Raw genomic sequence first — 16970 nt, forward strand, 5'->3', positions numbered from 1 at the left:
CGGTATACGACGTGGCCGTAAGATGTCCGAGTGAGTCTCTACCGTGACGAAGGCGTAGTTCTGCGTACGCAGAAGCTCGGCGAGGCCGACCGCATCGTCACCGTCCTGGCCAAACGCACCGGCAAGATCCGGGCCGTCGCGAAGGGCGTGCGCAGGACCACGTCGCGCTTCGGGGCCAGGCTGGAGCCGTTCACGCATGTCGACGTGCAGTTCCACACCGGCCGCACGCTCGACGTCGTCACGCAGGCGGAGACGATCAGGCCCTACGGCGAGGCGCTGGCCGCCGACTATCCCCGCTACACCGCCGGCACCGCGATGCTGGAGACGGCCGACCGGCTGACGCACGGGGAGAAGGAGCCGGCGCTGCGGCAGTTCCTGCTGCTGGTGGGCGGGCTGCGCACGCTCGCCGACCGCGAGCACGAGCCCAGGCTGGTGCTGGACGCCTATTTCCTGCGCTCGCTGGCCGTGGCCGGCTACGCGCCCGCGCTGGAGGCGTGCGCCAAGTGCCAGGCGCCGGCGGTCAGGGCGTTCGCCATCGTGGCCGGGGGCGTGGTGTGCGGGGCGTGCAAGCCGGCCGGCGCGGCGGTGCCGGCGGGGGAGACGATCGGGCTCATGACGGCGTTGCTGCGCGGTAATTGGGCCGTCGCCGACGCCTCCGAGGCGCGGCATCGCAACGAGTGCAGCGGGCTGGTCGCCGCATATCTGCAATGGCATCTCGAACACGGCATACGCTCTCTGCGACACGTCGAAAGGGAGCCCGTGTGAACGTACGACCTCCGTCCCCGCATCCGTCCGGCGCGACGCCGCCGCCGATCCCGCGTGACCTGGTTCCCCGGCACGTGGCCATCGTCATGGACGGCAACGGCCGCTGGGCCAAGGCGCGCGGCCTGCCGCGGACCGAGGGTCACAAGGCAGGCGAGGCGTCGCTGTTCGACGTCATCGAGGGAGCCTTGGAGCTGGGCATCCCCTACCTGAGCGCGTACGCCTTCTCGACGGAGAACTGGAAGCGCTCGCCCGACGAGGTGCGCTTCCTCATGGGCTTCAACCGCGACGTGATCAGGCGGCGGCGCGACGAGCTCAACGCCATGGGCGTCCGCGTGCGCTGGGCCGGCCGTCCCGGGCGGCTGTGGAAGAGCGTGATCTCGGAGCTGCAGACGGCCGAGGAGATGACGGTCTCCAACCGCAAGCTGACGTTGCAGTTCTGCGTCAACTACGGCGGCCAGGCCGAGATCGTCGATGCGGCGGTCAAGCTGGCCCAGGACATCGCGGTCGGCCGGGTCAAGCCGGGCAAGGTCAACGAGAAGGTGTTCGCCCGCTACCTGGACGAGCCGGAGATCCCCGAGGTGGACCTGTTCGTGCGGTCGTCGGGCGAGCAGCGCTTCTCCAACTTCCTGCTGTGGCAGTCGGCCTACGCCGAGATGGTGTTCCTGGACCGGCTGTGGCCGGACTTCGACCGCAGGGACCTGTGGGAGGCGTGCGAGATCTACGCCAAGCGCGACAGGCGCTACGGCGGGGCGATCCCCAACCAGGTCTAGCCGGAAATTCCGCCACGTCCCCGGCGAACCGCGCGTCGCCGAACGTCCCGAGGCGCCCCGTGCCCGGGTAGATGACCGGCGTCGCCTCAGCCGCGATTGCCGAGCGCGGCCTCGAGGTCGAGACGGGCCCGGATGACGGCGACGCTGGTCTCCTTCTCCTCGGTGGTGTCGATGCCGAGGCCGATGAGGATGCTCAGGGCCTGGTGCCAGTGCCGGTGGGCCTGCTCGATCTGGCCGAGCGCGTCGTGGGCGTGGGCGAGTCCGTCGTGGGCTCGGGCCTCGTCGGCCGGCTGGTCGAGGACCACCGCCAGGGCGAGCGCCTCACGATGGCTGCCGAGCGCCCGGTGCGGGCGGCCGGTGGCGTGGTACAGCCGGCCCATGCCCTGGAGCGCCTCGTACTGCCAGTTGCGGTGGCCGATCTCCCTGGCGATGTCGAGGACCTGCCGATAGATGGCGACGGCCTGGTCGTGGCGGCCCTGCAACCGCTGGACATCCGCCAGGCCGTTCAGCGACGGGAGCTCGCCGACGCGGCCGCCGAGGGTACGGGCGATCTCCAGGGTCCGCGCGAAATGGCCGGCGGCCTGCTCGGTCTGACCGAGCACCAGGTGCACCTGGGCCAGCCCGTTCAGCGACCTGAGCTCGCCCGTGCGATGGCCGAGGGCTCTGGCGATGGCCAGCGCCTGGCCGGAGTGTTCGGCGGAGCGCCGGTAGTGTCCTCGCATCCGCTCGACCATGCTGAGCCCGGTCAGCGCGTCCAGTTCGCCCATGCGGTGCCCGGCGGCGCGGGCGATCTCCAACGCCTGCCCGAGGTGGTCGCCGGCCTGGTCGAAGCGCCCCTGCATGGCGTGCACCATGCCGAGCCCCACCAGGGCGCGCAGTTCGGCCACCCGCTCGCCGAGGGCGCGGGCGATCGCCAGCGCCTGCGTGATGTCGTCGACGGCCGGCTCGTAGCGACCCTGCAGGCGGCGGATCTCACCCCTGCCCAGCAGGGCGTTCATCTCGCCGGTACGGCTCCCGGCGGTGCGGGCGATGCCGAGCGCCCGCGAGCGGAGCGCTTCCGCGTCGGAGTATCGGCCCTGCATGCGCAGATGGAAGTGCAAGGTGGCCGGCAGCCCGAGGGCGTGGTCGACGAGGGCGTGATCGGCGGCGTACCGGGCGGCGGTGAGCAGGTTGTCCAGCTCGGCCTCCAGCCAGGCGGCGGCCTGATCGCTCCTCGTGGGAGGCTCCTGGATGCCGAACTCGTACGGGTAGAGCGCGCCCATGGCCGCGGTCGCCGCCTTGCCGTAGTGGTCCAGGAGCCGGGACGGCGCGCCGCGGTCTCCGGCAGAGTCGGCCGCCAGGCCTGCGGCGTGATCGCGGACCAGGTCGTGGAAACGGTAGCGGCCCGGGGCGGACTCCTGCAGCAGGTGCACCTCGACCAGCCGCTCCAGCAGCCGCCCGGCCCGCGCCGCGGTCGTGTCGAGGAGGGCGGCCGCCGTGTCGGCGGCGAAGTCGGTCCCGACGTGCAGGCTCAGCAGCCGGTACGCGTGCTTCAGCCCGCCGTCGAGCTCACGGTAGGACAGGTCGAGGGCCGCGGTGACGCTGCGCTGCCCGGCCTCCAGCTCGGCCAGCCGCCTGTTGTGCTCGCGCAGCCTGCCGAGCAGATGCGCCACGCTCCAGCTGGGATGGGAGCGCAACCGGGCGGCGGCGATGCGGATGGCCAGGGGCAGCAGCCCGCACCGCAGGACGGCGTCGGCCAGCAGGCTCGCCGGCGTGCCCGCCACGCGATCCGTTCCCGCGGTTTGGGTCAGCAGGGCGACCGCGTTCTCCACGGGCAGGACGTCCAGCGATATCGTGGTGGCGCCGTCCAGTCCCGCCAGGCGACGCCGGCTGGTGATCAGCACCTGGCATCCCCGGCTGCCGGGCAGCAGCGGCCGTACCTGCGCCTCGTCGGCCGCGTCGTCCAGCACGATCAGGACCCTCCGGCCGGCCAGCAGCGTGCGGTAGAACGCGGCGCGGTCGTCCAGGGTGCGGGGGATCTGGTCGCCGGGAACGCCCAGGGCGCGCAGCATGCGGTCGAGCGCGGCGTCCGGCTCCACCGGAGCCGTGCCCTGGGTGTGGCCGTGCAGGTCGACGAAGAGCTGCCCGTCCGGGAAGCGTGCGGCCAGGCGGTGGGCCGCGTGCACGGCCAGCGCCGTCTTCCCGACCCCGGCCATCCCGTCGATGGCACGCACCCGTGACACCGTCTCGGCATGCGCATGTGGATCCGCGCTGTCGTCGTCGAGCGCGGCCAGCTCGTACACCCGGCCGGTGAACTCGGCCACGTCTGCGGGCAGCTGCCGCGGAACGATCCCAGGCGCAGCCGGGCTCCGCGCCGGATCGGCCGGTGCGCTGCCGCGGGCGACGGCGGCCAGCGTCGCTTGGTCCTCGTCGTCCAGCCCCAGTGCCTCGCCCAGGAGACGTACCGATGCGCTGCGCGGCCGCCGCAGGGCGTCCCCCTCCAGCCGGCGAATGGTCCGCACGTTGAGTCCGGCGCGGTGGGCCAGCTGCTCCTGCGTGAGTAACGCCCGCTCCCGCCAGCCCCGTAGCAGCCTGCCCAGCGTAGGCTCGTCGCCCCCCGTCGGCCGGCCGTCTCCGTTCCCCCGTCTCATGTCTCCTCCGGCGTCTGTTCGATCATGTCCCCTTACTGGCCTGGCTCGGTCCCGCGGTGGCCGCGAATCTGATGCGTGCCTCGACCAGGACCCTGTGCGCCTGCGGACCACTCTCGCGGGTCCGGTCTTCGCCCGCATCCACCGCTCGGCGAACGCCGGCATACGTCACCCAACGTATGCAGAAATATTCTGCGCTTCCGTGTCGAATCCATTCCAGTCCGATCGACGCGTGGGCAGAAGCGGAGATACGCATCGAGAGGAACGGAATCATGAGGAAGATCATCGAGCAGGGTGTGGTGACGCTGGACGGCCAGATCAGCACCCCGCAGAAAACACCATCCCGAAGCACGTCTCCTCCACCACGCTGAAGGAGACCACCTGGAACGCCACCCTCATCGAGGGCGACGTCGTGGAGGAGGTCACCAAGCTGAAGGAGCGGCCCGGCGGGAACATCCTGAAGGTCGGCACCGGCGGCACGCTCAGCCGCACCCTGCTCAAGCACCGGCTGGTGGACGAATACCTGTTCTGGCTGGTCCCGGTGATCGCGGGCAGCGGCGGCCGCCTCTATGACGGCATCGACAGCACGTTCCTGAAGCTCGTCGACGTCGACCGACTGGAGAACGGCGTCCTCGGCCTCACGTACGCCCCTCGCTGACCCTGCGGCCATCAACCGCCCCCACACCGGCGCGGGGTCTCGCCGGCCCGGACGTCGCATTACCCGTGACCGCGAGAACAGGCGGCCCCGGGCCGACGAATTCCGCGTCCCGCCGGAGTCTCTTCTTCGACGATGCCCATGCCTCGCGTCGAGGAGAAGATCATGCAGGAAGCCCGGAGAACAGTCCGATCCGCCGACGGCACGGAGATCGCCTTCGAACGATCCGGCAGCGGACCGGCCCTGGTCATGATCGACCCCGCGGGCGGCTACTCCGGATTCGACAACATCCGGGGCCTCGGGGCCGAATTGGCTGAGCGGTTCACCGTCCACACCTACGACCGCCGCGGTCGCGGCAAGAGCGGCGACACCCCGCCGTACGCGGTGCGGCGCGAGGTCGAGGACCTGGCCGCCGTGATCTCCGCGGCAGGCGGATCAGCCCTGGTGTACGGCTACTCTTCCGGCGCCCTCCTCGCCCTCCACGCCGCGGCCGCCGGACTCCCCATCGAGAGACTCGCCCTCTTCGAGCCGCCGGTACGCGCCGAGGACGAGCCGCCGGACACCGCCTTCACCGCCGAGATCGCCGCCCTCGTGTCCTCGGGTGCCCGTGCCGCCACGGTCAAGCGTTTCCTGACCGCCATCGGCATGCCACCCGAGATGCTCACCGAGCCGATGCCGGGACTCGAAGCCGTCGCCCACACTCTCGTCTACGACTGCGAGATCTCCAACGCGACGACGTACGAACTGCTCAGATCGGTACGCACACCCACCTTGGTCCTCGACAGCCAGGGCAGCTCCGACGACCTGACAGAGGGTACGGCGGCGCTGGTCGCGGCCCTCCCCAACGGAACCGGCCGCAGCCTGCCGGGCGGATGGCACGGCGTTCCGGACAAGGAGCTCGCCCCGGTCCTGACCGAGTTCTTCCAGGACCGGGGCACCCCCTGACACCACGGCGCCCGCCGGAAGCCGGCCTCGCGTGATGCCGACATGGTTCGTCTGGACAGGCGAGGAACTGGTCATGGCCACGTTCGTCCACTGCACGCCGATGGGCGTCCAGCGCCCGGGGGAGGCGGGGGCGCCCGCTAGGCGCGACGGCGGGCGCGGTAGGCGGCCACGTGCATGCGGTTCCCGCACGTGCGGCTGTCGCAGTACACCCGCGACCGGTTGCGGGACTCGTCCACGAAGACGCGCTCGCAGTCCGGCGCCGAGCACGTACGCAACCGCTCGGCCTCGCCCTCCACCAGCAGATGCGCCAGCGCCACCCCGCAGTCGGCGGCCACGTGCTCGGCCAGCGACGCGTCCGCCGCGAAGTAGTGCACGTGCAGGGGATGCCCGTCGTGTTCCGTCAGGCGCGGGGTGATGCGGGTCTCGGCCAGCAGGGCGTTGAGGGTGCGTACGGCGGTCGGCTGGTCGGATGCCGTGAATACGCGGTGGAACGCCTCCCGCACCATCCGGACCTGGCCCAGGTCGCGGGCGGTGAGCCTGCCCACGCCGCTGACCTGGCGGGACTCCACGAACGCCTGCAGTTCGGCCAGGCCGGCCAGGCCCTCGTCCCCGCCGGTGGAGGGCGAGGTGTTGACCAGCTCGACAACAGTGGCCAAAGAATGCACCATGTCATGGCCAAACGGCATGTTGACTCCTGTCCGCGCCGGGTTCTAGCGTGGTCGAACTGTATCTCCTACTTGGGCATGCGGGGGTTTCTGTGAGTGCACATCGCCGTATTGTGCTGATCGCGATCGTTGGTGCGCTCGTCATCTCCACCTCCGCGCCCCTTGTTCGGCTCTCCGGTGTATCGCCTGCCACGTCCGCTTTGTTCCGCTGTGCGTACGCCGTGCCGCCCATGCTGGTCATGGCGTGGCTGGAGCGGCGCAGGCTCGGGCCCTTGCCGCCCAGGGCACTTCTGTTCGCCTGGCCGGCGGGGGTGGTGTTCGCGCTCGACCTGCTGTTCTGGCATCACGCCATCGACTACGTGGGCGCGGGGCTGGCCACGGTGCTGGGGAACCTGCAGGTGTTCATCGTGGCGTTCGCCGCCTGGGCGCTGTTCAGGGAGCGGCCGTCCACGCCGCTGATGGTGGCGGCGCCGGTGGTGTTCGGCGGCGTGGTGCTGATCTCCGGGGTGTTCGACAGCGCGGCGTACGGGCGCGATCCCGCGATGGGGGTGCTCGCCGGGATCGCCACATCCGTCTCCTACGCCGCTTTCCTGCTGCTGATGAAGGGCGGGTCCGGCCGCGCCGCCGGGCCGCTCGCGCACGCGACCGTCGTCGCCACCGTGACGATCGCGCTGCTCAGCCCGCTGTTCGGCGGCGCCGACCTCCTGCCGAGCTGGCCGGCGCACGGGTGGCTGCTCCTGCTCGCCCTGGGGCCGCAGGTGCTGGGGTGGTCGCTGATCACATTCTCACTGCCCAGGCAACCGGCCGCGCTCACCGCGCTGCTGCTGCTCATCCAGCCCATGACCACCGTGGCGCTGTCCGCGCTGGCGCTCGGCGAGCGGCCGTCACCGCTGCAGCTCGCCGGATGCGTGGTGATCGTGGTCGGCGTGCTCTACGGCTCGCGCCGCTCTCAGCCCGCCTTGGCCGGCGCCGACGAGCACGACGAGCAGGTGCCGAAGACCTCGACCGTGTGAGTGATCTCGGTGAACCCGTGCTCGCTGCCGACCGCCTCGGCCCAGCGCTCGACCGCGGGCCCGGCCACCTCGACGGTGCGCCCGCAGCGGCGGCACACCAGGTGGTGGTGATGGGCTTCGGTGGCGCACGCCCGGTAGACGGACTCGCCCTCGTCGGTGCGGAGCACGTCGACCTCGCCCTTGTCGGCCAGCGCCTGCAGGGCGCGGTAGACCGTGGTCAGGCCGATCTTGGCGCCGTGCAGGCGCAACTCGGCATAGACGTCCTGCGCGCTGCGGAATCCCTCGCTCTTGCGGAGGGTGTCGTGCACGGCATTGCGTCTCGTCGTCATGCGACCTCCTCGACGCGCATTCTTGGATTCACTCTCGACTCCTCGGTACGGCCTCGCCGTACGAATTTACCGACACCGAGGGCCAGGACGAAGCCGGCGAGGGCAAGGAGCACGATCGCGGCGCCCGGAGGAACCTTGGCCGACACGGTGGAGGCCAGCAGCCCGCCCACCGAGGCGAGCACGCCGAACAGCATGGCCAGCAGCATCGTCGTACGGAACCCGCGGGTCAGCTGCTGACTGGTGGCCACGGGGATCACCATCAGCGCGCTGACGAGCAGCAGCCCGACCACGCGCATGGCGATGACGACGGTGAGCGCGGCGGTGACGGCGATCAGCAGGCTGAGGAAGCGCACCGGCAGCCCGCTGGCCCTGGCCATCTCCTCGTCCTGGCAGAGCACGAACAGCTCCCTGCCGAAGATCACGACCACCCCGATCACGGCGACGGCCAGTGCGGCGATGACCCAGATGTCCTCGGGTGTGACGCTGGCGATGGCGCCGAAAAGGTACGAGTTGAGCTTGGCGTTGCTGCCGCCCGGCGCGATGGCCATGAGCATGACACCGCCCGCGATGCCCCCGTAGAACAGCAGCGCCAGCGCCACGTCGCCGCTGGTCCGCCCGCGCGCCCTGACCAGTTCGATGGCCACGGCCCCGGCGACGGCCACGAGCACGGCGGTCAGTACCGGCGCCGAGCCGGTCAGGAAGCCCAGCGCCACGCCGGTCAGCGCCACGTGGCCGATGCCGTCGCCGAGCAGCGCCAGCCGGCGCTGGACGATGAACGTCCCCACGGCGGGCGCGCACAACCCCACCAGCAGCGCCGCGACGAGCGCGAGCTGGAAGAGCTGTTCCTGCAGAAGCTCGAAGATCACCTTGGTTCCCCCTGCCACCCGGTGAGCGGACCCGCCACCGGCTCCACGGCGTGCCGGTGCTGGTGATCGTGCCCGGGCAACGCGCAGTCCCCCTCCGGCCGCGGCGGCCGGCCGTCGTGCGCGACGCGGCCCTCGCGGATCACGACGCCGCGCGTGATGATCGGCTCCAGCGGGCCCAGCTCGTGCGCGACCAGCACCACCGTCTTGCCGCCGAGCACCAGCCCGGCCAGCGTGTCCGCGAGCAGCCGCTGGGTCTCGGCGTCAACGCCGGCGGTCGGCTCGTCCATCACGTACGTGTCCGGCTCCCCGGCCAGCGCGCGGGCGATGAGCACGCGCTGTTGCTGGCCGCCGGACAGCGACTGGACGGGGTCGTTCGCGCGTCCGGTCAGCCCGACGGCCTCCAGCGCCTCGGCCACGGCCGTCTTGTCGGCCGCGTCGGTCCGGCGGAGCCGGCGCTGCCTGGCGATGCGGCCCGAGGCCACGACCTCCCGTACGGTGGCGGGCACGCCGCCGCCGACCTGGAGCCGCTGCGGGACGTACCCGATGCGCCACCAGTCGCGGAACCTGCCGGGTGGTGAGCCGTAGATCAGAGTCCTGCCGCCGCTCAGCGGCGTGAGGCCGAGCAGCGCGCGTACGAGCGTCGACTTGCCCGAGCCGTTGGCGCCCAGAAGGGCCACGACCTCCCCGGGACAGATGGTCAGGTCGATCCCGTTGAGGACGGGCTTGCCGTCATAGGAGACCTGGCCGTCTGCCATCGCGAAGGCCGTTTCGCTCATGCCGTACACCCCAGTGCTGTTTGTAGGGTTTTGAGGTTATCGCGCATGGCGGACAGGTAATCGCCCGAGGGCTTGCCCTCCAGCGGGTCGAGCACGGCGGTCTTGGCGCCGACCTGGCTCGCGAGCACCTCAGCCACCTTCGGGCTGACCAGGGCCTCGGTGAAGATCGTGGTCACGCCCTCGGCCTTGGCCAGCTTGGCCACCTCGGACAGGCGCGCGGGCGACGGCTCGGTCTCGGGGTCGAGCGTGATGCCGACCTGCTTGAGCTTGTAGCGGTCGGCCAGGTAGCCGAACGCCTCGTGCGCGGTGACGATCGACTTGGACTTGCACGTGGTCAGGCCCTTGGCGAACTCCTGGTCGAGCGTGCCGAGCTCGGCCGCCGTCTTGGCGGCGCGGTCCTTGTACGCCTGCGCGTGGGCGGCGTCCACCGTGGCCAGGCGCTCGCCCAGCTTGGTGGCGACGGTGGCCAGGCGGGAGGGGTCGAGCCAGATGTGCGGGTCGTACGAGATCTCCTCGTGCCCGTGCTCCTCCTCGTGCCCCTCTTCCTCCTCGGCGTGCTCGCCGGCGGGCAGGGTGGTGACGGCGGTGGCGGCGTCGAAGCCCTTGTCCTGGGCCACCGCGTCGTCCACGGCCGGCTGGACGCCCTTGATGTAGACGGTGAGCGCGGCGCTCTGGATGTCGCTCACCTGCTTGATGCCCAGCTCCAGGTCATGCGGCTCGACGCCGGGCGCGGTCAGCGTGGTGATCTGGGCGTCGGACCCCCCGACCTGCTCGGTCAGCCACTGGAGCGGATAGAAGGCGGCGACCACCTCAGGCTTGGCGCTGGACGTCGTCGTGGTGGAGGAGGTGGTGGTCTGAGCCGCGCCGGACCCGCAGGCGGCGGTGGCGAGCAGGGCCGCCGCAGCCAGCAAACCAGCAGCGGACGGCCGGGAAAATCCTGACATCATGTGAGTCAGTATGCGCCAAAATGAAAATGGTTGTCAAAATCCGGGAAGATGAGCATGGGGATGCCGGACGGCGCCGGGGGCTAGGCGACGCCGCACGGCATCCCGCTCATCACCCCGGTGGACGTGCGCCGGCGGAGCCATTGCCGACGCTCGAGGTGACGTTTTCGACTAGACTCCATTCTGTATACAATCTACGGTATTCGCTAGACCGCGCGGACAACGTTCTCATTGAGCAGGTCGCTCACCGCGTGGATCGCACGCAGCGTCGGGACCTCGGCGCCGGTGAGGTCGGCCAGCTCGACCACCGCCGCCAGCAGCACGTCCAGTTCCAGCGGCTTGCCCTTCTCCAGGTCCTGGAGTGTGGACGTCTTGTGCTCGCCCGCCTTCTCCGCGCCCCGCAGCCGGCGCTCGATGGAGATCCCCGGATCGCAGCCCACCCGCCTGGCCACGTCCACCGTCTCCCGCATCATCGCCACGACCAGCTCGCGCGCGCCGTCATGGCGGCAGATCCCGGCCATCGTCGCCCTGGCCAGCGCGCTGATCGGGTTGAAGGCGATGTTTCCCATGAGTTTGATCCACACGTCGCGGCGCAGGTCGCGCTCGACGGGGCACTTCAGTCCGCCCTCTACGGCGGCCCGGCTGAAGGACAGGCACCGCTCGGACGGCTCGCCGCTCGGCTCGCCTATGGAGAAGCGGGTGCCCTCCAGATGGCGGATCACGCCTGGACTCTCGATCTCGGTGGCCGCGTACACGACGCAGCCGATGGCCCGGTGCAGCGGCAACGCGGCGGTCACCGCGCCGCCCGGGTCGACGCTCTCGATGCGGTAGCCCTCGTAGGGGCCCTTGAGCCCGTGGAAGTACCACCACGGGATGCCGTTCTGCGCGGCGATGATGCTCGTGGACTCGTGCAGGAGCGGCCTGATCATGGAGCCCGCCGAGGCGTAGCTGTTCGCCTTGAGGCCCAGGAAGACGTGGTCCACCGGCCCGACCTGGGTGGGGTCGTCGGTGGCATGGGGATGGGCGGTGAAGTCGCCCCGGGGGGAGAGGACGCGCACACCGGTGCGGTTCATCGCCTGCAGGTGCTCGCCTCTCGCGATGAGGTGCACCTCGACTCCCGCCCGGTGGAGGGCGGCCCCCACGTATGCGCCGATGGCGCCGGCGCCAAGAACAGCGACTTTCATGCTGCGCTCCGTTCTCGCGTCGGGTTGTAGGTGCGGGATCCGCAACCTGCGATGGCCCGGTGCACGCGGGCCATCGTGTATTCGGTATACAGTATGGAAAAACAGTGGTCAAGGAGTGTGCTGGGCCGTTGTGCGGCATGGACCAGTGGTGGAAGCAATGTCATGGGGTACCGCGCGGGTCGAGCTGATCGAGTTGCCCCTGGGGGGCTAGACAGGCCGTTCGCTACGGAGTAACCATTGCCTTCATACGGTATGCAGTATGCGGAAGACCGTCGCCGGGAAAGGGTGGCACAATGTCGGAAACGATCTCTGGTGGTCATCTCGTAGCCAAGGCACTCAAGGCCGAGGGCGTCGATGTGATCTACACGCTTTGTGGCGGCCACATCATCGATATCTACGACGGCTGCGTCGATGAGGGCATCGAGGTCATCGACGTACGCCATGAACAGGTGGCCGCGCACGCCGCCGACGGGTACGCCCGCATCACCGGCAAGCCCGGTTGCGCGGTCGTCACCGCCGGACCCGGCACGACGGACGCGGTGACCGGCGTGGCGAACGCGTTCCGCGCGGAGAGCCCGATGCTGCTCATCGGCGGCCAGGGCGCGCTGAGCCAGCACAAGATGGGCTCACTCCAGGACCTGCCGCACGTGGACATGATGACCCCGATCACGAAGTTCGCCGCCACGGTGCCCAGCACCGAGCGGATTGCGGACATCGTGTCGATGGCCTTCCGCGAGTGCTACCACGGCGCCCCGGGCCCGTCGTTCCTGGAGATCCCGCGTGACGTGCTCGACGCGAAGGTCCCCCTGGAGAAGGCGCGCATCCCCAAGGCCGGGCACTACCGGGCCTCCACCCGCCAGCAGGGCGACCCCGAGGCGATCGAGCGGCTGGCCGATCTGCTGGCCCACGCCGAGAAGCCGTGCATCCTGCTCGGCAGCCAGGTCTGGACCTGCCGGGCCACCGACGCGGCCCTCGACTTCGTGCGGGCGCTCAACGTCCCCGCGTACATGAACGGCTCGGGACGCGGCACGCTCCCGCCCGGCGACCCGCACCACTTCCAGCTCAGCCGCAGGTACGCCTTCACCGAGGCCGACCTGATCATCATCGTCGGCACCCCGTTCGACTTCCGGATGGGGTACGGCAAGCGGCTCTCGCCGACGGCGACCGTGGTGCAGATCGACCTCGACTACCGCACCGTCGGCAAGAACCGCGACATCGACCTGGGGATCGTCGGCGACGCCGGCCTCATCCTCTCCGCCGCCGCCCAGGCCGCCGGCGGCCGCATCGGGGACGCCGCCGCCAAGCGCAAGGCGTGGATGGACGAGTTGCGCGCCGTCGAGACCCAGGCGTACGAGAAGCGGCTGCCCCGCCAGCTGTCCGGCGCCCAGCCCATCGACCCGTACCGCCTCGTCCACGAGATCAACGAGTTCCTCACCGAGGACACGATCTACATCGGCGACGGCGGCGACATCGTCACCTTCTCCGGCCAGGTCGTCCAGCCCAAGTCGCCCGGCCACTGGATGGACCCGGGACCGCTCGGCACGCTCGGCGTCGGCATGGCCTTCGCGATGGCCGCCAAGCAGGCGCGGCGCGACAAGGAGGTGCTGTGCCTGTTCGGCGACGGCGCCTTCAGCCTGACCGGCTGGGACTTCGAGACCATGGTCCGCTTCGACCTGCCGTTCATCGGCGTCATCGGCAACAACTCGTCCATGAACCAGATCAGGTACGGCCAGGCGGCCAAGTACGGCGAGGACCGCGCCCGCGTCGGCAACACGCTGGGCGACATCCGCTACGGCGAGTTCGCCAAGCTCCTCGGCGGCTACGGCGAGGAGGTGCGCGACCCGGCCGAGATCCGGCCCGCCCTGGAGCGGGCACGGGAGTCGGGCAAGCCCGCGCTGATCAACGTCTGGGTCGACCCAGAGGTCTACGCCCCCGGAACCATGAACCAGACCATGTACAAGTAAGGGCGGATCTGATGAAGGCTCTCGAAGGCGTCCGCGTCCTCGACATGACCCACGTCCAGTCCGGCCCGTCCGCCACCCAGTTGCTCGCCTGGCTCGGCGCGGACGTGGTCAAGCTCGAGGCCCCGACCGGCGACATCACCCGGCAGCAGCTGCGCGACGTGCCCGGCGTCGACAGCCTCTACTTCACGATGCTCAACTGCAACAAGCGCAGCATCACCCTCAACATGAAGAGCGAGCGCGGCAAGCAGATCTTCACCGAGCTGGTGCAGACCGCCGACATCCTGGTGGAGAACTTCGGACCGGGCGCGGTCGATCGCATGGGTTTCCCCTGGGAGCGCCTGCAGGAGCTCAACCCCCGCCTCATCTACGCCTCGATCAAGGGCTTCGGGCCCGGCCGGTACGCCAAGTTCAAGGCGTACGAGGTGATCGCCCAGGCGATGGGCGGCTCGATGAGCACCACCGGCTTCGAGGAGGGCCCGCCGCTGGCGACCGGCGCGCAGATCGGTGACTCCGGCACCGGCATCCACGCGGTCGCCGGCATCCTGGCCGCCCTCTACCAGCGCGAGCAGACCGGCCGCGGCCAGCGCGTGCAGGTGGCCATGCAGCACGCCGTGCTCAACCTGTGCCGGGTCAAGCTCCGCGACCAGCAGCGGCTGGCGCACGGCCCGCTGCGCGAGTACCCGAACAAGACGTTCGGCGACGAGGTGCCCCGCTCCGGCAACGCCAGCGGCGGCGGTCAGCCGGGCTGGGCGGTGCGCTGCGCACCCGGCGGCCCGAACGACTACATCTACGTCATCGTCCAGCCGGTCGGCTGGAAGCCGATCTCGAACATCATCGGCCGCCCCGAACTGGCGGAGGACCCCGAGTGGGCGACGCCGGAGGCGCGGCTGCCGAAGCTGGACAAGATGTTCCAGCTCATCGAGGAGTGGACGATCCGCCACGACAAGTGGACGGTCCTGGACCGCCTCAACGCCGAGAACATCCCGTGCGGGCCGATCCTGTCCACCAGGGAGCTGGTCGAGGACGAGTCGCTGCAGGACGAGGGCATCGTCGTCAAGGTCGGCCACCCCGAGCGCGGCGAGTTCGTGACAGTGGGCAGCCCGCTGCAGCTGTCGGACTCGCCGGTGGACGTCCGCACCCCGCCGCTGCTCGGCGAGCACAACCACGAGATCTACACCGAGCTCGGCGTGAGCGCGGACGAGCTGGAAGACCTCAAGTCGAACGGAGTCATCTAAGTGGAGCGGCGAGCAGGGCACGACAGCGGCAGCTTGCGTAACCAGGGAGTGCCCGTCGGGAGCGCGACCATGGGCGCGGCGCGCGAAGTCATCGAGAAGGCGCTCGCCGAAGGGCGCACCGCCCTGACGGCTCCCGAGGGGCGCAACCTGTGTGAGGCCTACGGCATCGCCACCCCCGGCGAAGGGCTCGCCACTTCGGCGGATGAGGCGGTCTCCATCGCCGAGCGCATCGGGCTCCCGGTCGTCCTGAAGATCGTCTCGCCCGACATCCTGCACAAGACGGACGCCGGCGGCGTGCTGGTCGGGCTGAAGACCGCCGAGGAGGTACGGGCGGGCTACGACACGATCCTGGCCAACGCCCGCGCCTACAACCCCGGCGCCGCCATCGACGGCATCCAGGTGCAGCAGCTGGTCGGCGGCGGTCACGAGGTCATCGTCGGCGCCGTCACCGACCCGACCTTCGGCAAGGTCGTCGCCTTCGGCCTGGGCGGTGTCCTGGTCGAAGTACTCAAGGACGTGACCTTCCGGCTTGCCCCGCTTTCGGGTGATGATGCGCTGGGGATGCTCGACGACATCAGAGCGGCAGAGGTGCTCCGCGGTGTCCGCGGCGCCGCACCGGCCGACCGGGCGGCGCTCGCGGGGCTGATCGAGCGCGTCGGCAGGCTGGTGACCGACTTCCCCGAGATCGTCGAGGTGGACCTCAACCCGGTCTTCGCCGACGCGAACGGCGCGGTCGCCGCCGACGTGCGCATCCTCATCGGCGACAAGCCCGCGGAGGTCCAGCGGCTGTCGAGGGAGGAGATCCTGCGGCAGATGACGCGGATCTTCAAGCCGCGCTCGGTCGCCGTGATCGGCGCGTCCGCCGAGAACGGCAAGATCGGCAACTCGGTCATGAAGAACCTCATCAACGGCGGCTACAAGGGTCAGATCCTCCCGATCAATCCCAAGGCCGACGAGATCATGGGGCTGCCCGCGTACAAGAGCATCTCGGACGTGCCCGGCGACGTGGACGTGGCCGTGTTCGCCATCCCCGCCAAGTTCGTCGCGGCGGCGCTGGAGGAGGTGGGGGAGAAGGGCGTGGCCGGCGCGGTCATGATCCCATCTGGGTTCGCCGAGACGGGCAACGTCGAGGGCCAGAAGGAGATCGTCGAGATCGCCCGCAGGCACGGCGTGCGCATGCTCGGCCCGAACATCTACGGCTACTACTACACGCCGGAGAACCTCTGCGCGACGTTCTGCACCCCGTACGACGTCAAGGGCAGTGTGGCGCTGACCTCGCAGAGCGGCGGCATCGGCATGGCCATCCTGGGCTTCAGCCGGACGACCAAGATGGGCGTCTCGGCCATCGTGGGCGTCGGCAACAAGGCCGACGTGGACGAGGACGACCTGCTGACGTTCTTCGAGCAGGACGACAACACCAAGGCCGTGGCCATGCACCTGGAGGACCTCAAGGACGGGCGCGGCTTCGTCGACGCGGTCCGCCGGGTCGTCAAGGAGAAGCCGGTCATCGTGCTCAAGGCCGGGCGGACCGCGATGGGCGCGCGGGCGGCCGGGTCGCACACGGGCGCGCTGGCCGGCGACGACAAGGTCTACGACGACATCCTCCGCCAGGCCGGCGTGGTCCGGGCCCCCGGGCTCAACGACATGCTCGAGTACGCCCGGGCGCTGCCGATCCTGCCCGCGCCGAAGGGCGAGAACGTCGTCATCATCACCGGAGCGGGCGGTTCCGGCGTGCTGCTGTCGGACGCCATCGTGGACGCCGGGCTGACGCTCATGGACATCCCGGCCGACCTGGACACGGCCTTCCGCGCCTACATCCCGCCGTTCGGCGCGGCGGGCAACCCCATCGACATCACCGGCGGCGAGCCGCCCTCGACCTACGAGAACACGGTCCGCCTGGGCCTGGCCGACGAACGCATCCACGCGCTCGTCCTGGGCTACTGGCACACGATCGTGACACCGCCGATGGTCTTCGCCGAGCTGATCGCCCGCGTGGTGGCGGAAGAGCGGGCGAAGGGCAACATCAAGCCGGTCGTGGCGTCGCTCGCCGGCGACACCGAGGTAGAGGAGGCCAGCGAGTACCTGTTCGAGCACGGCGTGGTCGCGTACCCGTACACGACAGAGAAGCCCGTGGCGGTCCTCGGTGCGAAGTACCGCTGGGCCAGGGCTGCCGGACTGCTGCGCTAGAGCCAGGCGCACAAGCAGACACTGGCGAGGGGGCTATTCGGGGCA

The 16970-nt window shown here is 70.3% G+C and carries 15 protein-coding genes; 8 read left to right on the forward strand and 7 right to left on the reverse strand.

All coding sequences use genetic code 11. The annotated features are described in order from the left end of the window. Positions 1-30 precede the first annotated feature (30 nt). Positions 31-765 carry a DNA repair protein RecO gene (gene recO / locus ACIBX3_RS13390; protein ID WP_397116463.1) on the forward strand — a complete coding sequence of 245 codons (735 nt, stop codon included), beginning with the start codon at positions 31-33 and terminating at the stop codon, positions 763-765. Continuing rightward, positions 762-1535, forward strand: coding sequence for an isoprenyl transferase (locus ACIBX3_RS13395; protein ID WP_397116465.1), 774 nt, complete (start codon positions 762-764; stop codon positions 1533-1535). The genes recO and ACIBX3_RS13395 overlap by 4 nt, the downstream gene beginning before the upstream one ends. A gap of 86 nt (positions 1536-1621) precedes the next feature. Here ACIBX3_RS13395 and ACIBX3_RS13400 read toward each other — a convergent pair whose 3' ends face one another. Beyond that, positions 1622-4165 (reverse strand): ATP-binding protein, encoded by a 2544-nt coding sequence (locus ACIBX3_RS13400; protein ID WP_397116467.1) that lies wholly within the window; start codon positions 4163-4165, stop codon positions 1622-1624. Positions 4166-4559: 394 nt separating this feature from the next. Here ACIBX3_RS13400 and ACIBX3_RS13405 point away from each other — a divergent pair, with 394 nt between their 5' ends. Next, positions 4560-4820: a dihydrofolate reductase family protein gene (locus tag ACIBX3_RS13405; RefSeq protein ID WP_397117386.1), complete on the forward strand. Its 261-nt coding sequence runs from the start codon at positions 4560-4562 to the stop codon at positions 4818-4820. Positions 4821-4952: 132 nt separating this feature from the next. Then, positions 4953-5762, forward strand: coding sequence for an alpha/beta fold hydrolase (locus tag ACIBX3_RS13410; protein WP_397116469.1), 810 nt, complete (start codon positions 4953-4955; stop codon positions 5760-5762). Between the two features lie 137 nt (positions 5763-5899). On the opposite strand, the gene ACIBX3_RS13415 is transcribed toward ACIBX3_RS13410, so the two are convergent. Then, entirely contained in the window at positions 5900-6427 is a 528-nt protein-coding gene (locus ACIBX3_RS13415) for a CGNR zinc finger domain-containing protein (protein WP_397117388.1), read from the reverse strand. 113 nt (positions 6428-6540) lie between these two features. On the opposite strand from ACIBX3_RS13415, the gene ACIBX3_RS13420 reads away from it, so the two are divergent. Beyond that, the gene (locus ACIBX3_RS13420; protein ID WP_397116471.1) at positions 6541-7440 is read left to right on the forward strand and encodes a DMT family transporter; all 900 of its coding nucleotides are present in this window, start codon (positions 6541-6543) and stop codon (positions 7438-7440) included. Here ACIBX3_RS13420 and ACIBX3_RS13425 read toward each other — a convergent pair. From ACIBX3_RS13425 to ACIBX3_RS13445, 5 genes are all read right to left on the reverse strand, one after another. After that, positions 7377-7769 carry a Fur family transcriptional regulator gene (locus ACIBX3_RS13425; RefSeq protein WP_397116472.1) on the reverse strand — a complete coding sequence of 131 codons (393 nt, stop codon included), beginning with the start codon at positions 7767-7769 and terminating at the stop codon, positions 7377-7379. The genes ACIBX3_RS13420 and ACIBX3_RS13425 overlap by 64 nt on opposite strands. Continuing rightward, on the reverse strand, positions 7766-8632 hold the full coding sequence (locus ACIBX3_RS13430; RefSeq protein WP_397117390.1) for a metal ABC transporter permease: 867 nt from the start codon (positions 8630-8632) through the stop codon (positions 7766-7768). The genes ACIBX3_RS13425 and ACIBX3_RS13430 overlap by 4 nt, the downstream gene beginning before the upstream one ends. Next, positions 8632-9411: a metal ABC transporter ATP-binding protein gene (locus ACIBX3_RS13435; RefSeq protein ID WP_397116473.1), complete on the reverse strand. Its 780-nt coding sequence runs from the start codon at positions 9409-9411 to the stop codon at positions 8632-8634. The genes ACIBX3_RS13430 and ACIBX3_RS13435 overlap by 1 nt, the downstream gene beginning before the upstream one ends. Beyond that, a complete protein-coding gene (locus ACIBX3_RS13440; protein WP_397116475.1) occupies positions 9408-10358 on the reverse strand; it encodes a metal ABC transporter substrate-binding protein in 951 nt (316 codons plus the stop codon). The genes ACIBX3_RS13435 and ACIBX3_RS13440 overlap by 4 nt, the downstream gene beginning before the upstream one ends. 203 nt (positions 10359-10561) lie before the next feature. Next, complete coding sequence (locus ACIBX3_RS13445) at positions 10562-11539, reverse strand: 2-dehydropantoate 2-reductase (RefSeq protein ID WP_397116477.1); 978 nt, start codon at positions 11537-11539, stop codon at positions 10562-10564. Between the two features lie 293 nt (positions 11540-11832). Between ACIBX3_RS13445 and ACIBX3_RS13450 the strand changes: the two genes are divergently transcribed. The 3 genes from ACIBX3_RS13450 (at position 11833) to ACIBX3_RS13460 (ending at position 16925) form a co-directional block, all read left to right on the forward strand. After that, positions 11833-13503 carry a thiamine pyrophosphate-binding protein gene (locus tag ACIBX3_RS13450; RefSeq protein WP_397116479.1) on the forward strand — a complete coding sequence of 557 codons (1671 nt, stop codon included), beginning with the start codon at positions 11833-11835 and terminating at the stop codon, positions 13501-13503. 8 nt (positions 13504-13511) lie between these two features. Then, positions 13512-14738: a formyl-CoA transferase gene (frc, locus tag ACIBX3_RS13455; protein ID WP_397117392.1), complete on the forward strand. Its 1227-nt coding sequence runs from the start codon at positions 13512-13514 to the stop codon at positions 14736-14738. Positions 14739-14807: 69 nt separating this feature from the next. Next, positions 14808-16925 carry an acetate--CoA ligase family protein gene (locus ACIBX3_RS13460; protein WP_397117394.1) on the forward strand — a complete coding sequence of 706 codons (2118 nt, stop codon included), beginning with the start codon at positions 14808-14810 and terminating at the stop codon, positions 16923-16925. The last annotated feature ends 45 nt before the right edge of the window (positions 16926-16970 follow it).

The organism is Nonomuraea sp. NPDC049480, from assembly GCF_044465905.1.
Taxonomy (GTDB): Bacteria; Actinomycetota; Actinomycetes; order Streptosporangiales; family Streptosporangiaceae; genus Nonomuraea.

Excerpts from the sequence above, each read along its gene's own strand:
- ACIBX3_RS13445 (WP_397116477.1), bottom strand. The coding sequence starts at position 11,539 with ATGAAAGTCGCTGTTCTTGGCGCCGGCGCCATCGGCGCATACGTGGGG.
- ACIBX3_RS13450 (WP_397116479.1), top strand. The coding sequence starts at position 11,833 with ATGTCGGAAACGATCTCTGGTGGTCATCTCGTAGCCAAGGCACTCAAG.
- ACIBX3_RS13425 (WP_397116472.1), bottom strand. The coding sequence starts at position 7,769 with ATGACGACGAGACGCAATGCCGTGCACGACACCCTCCGCAAGAGCGAG.
- ACIBX3_RS13440 (WP_397116475.1), bottom strand. The coding sequence starts at position 10,358 with ATGATGTCAGGATTTTCCCGGCCGTCCGCTGCTGGTTTGCTGGCTGCG.
- ACIBX3_RS13435 (WP_397116473.1), bottom strand. The coding sequence starts at position 9,411 with ATGAGCGAAACGGCCTTCGCGATGGCAGACGGCCAGGTCTCCTATGAC.
- ACIBX3_RS13460 (WP_397117394.1), top strand. The coding sequence starts at position 14,808 with ATGGGCGCGGCGCGCGAAGTCATCGAGAAGGCGCTCGCCGAAGGGCGC.
- ACIBX3_RS13400 (WP_397116467.1), bottom strand. The coding sequence starts at position 4,165 with ATGAGACGGGGGAACGGAGACGGCCGGCCGACGGGGGGCGACGAGCCT.
- ACIBX3_RS13410 (WP_397116469.1), top strand. The coding sequence starts at position 4,953 with ATGCCCATGCCTCGCGTCGAGGAGAAGATCATGCAGGAAGCCCGGAGA.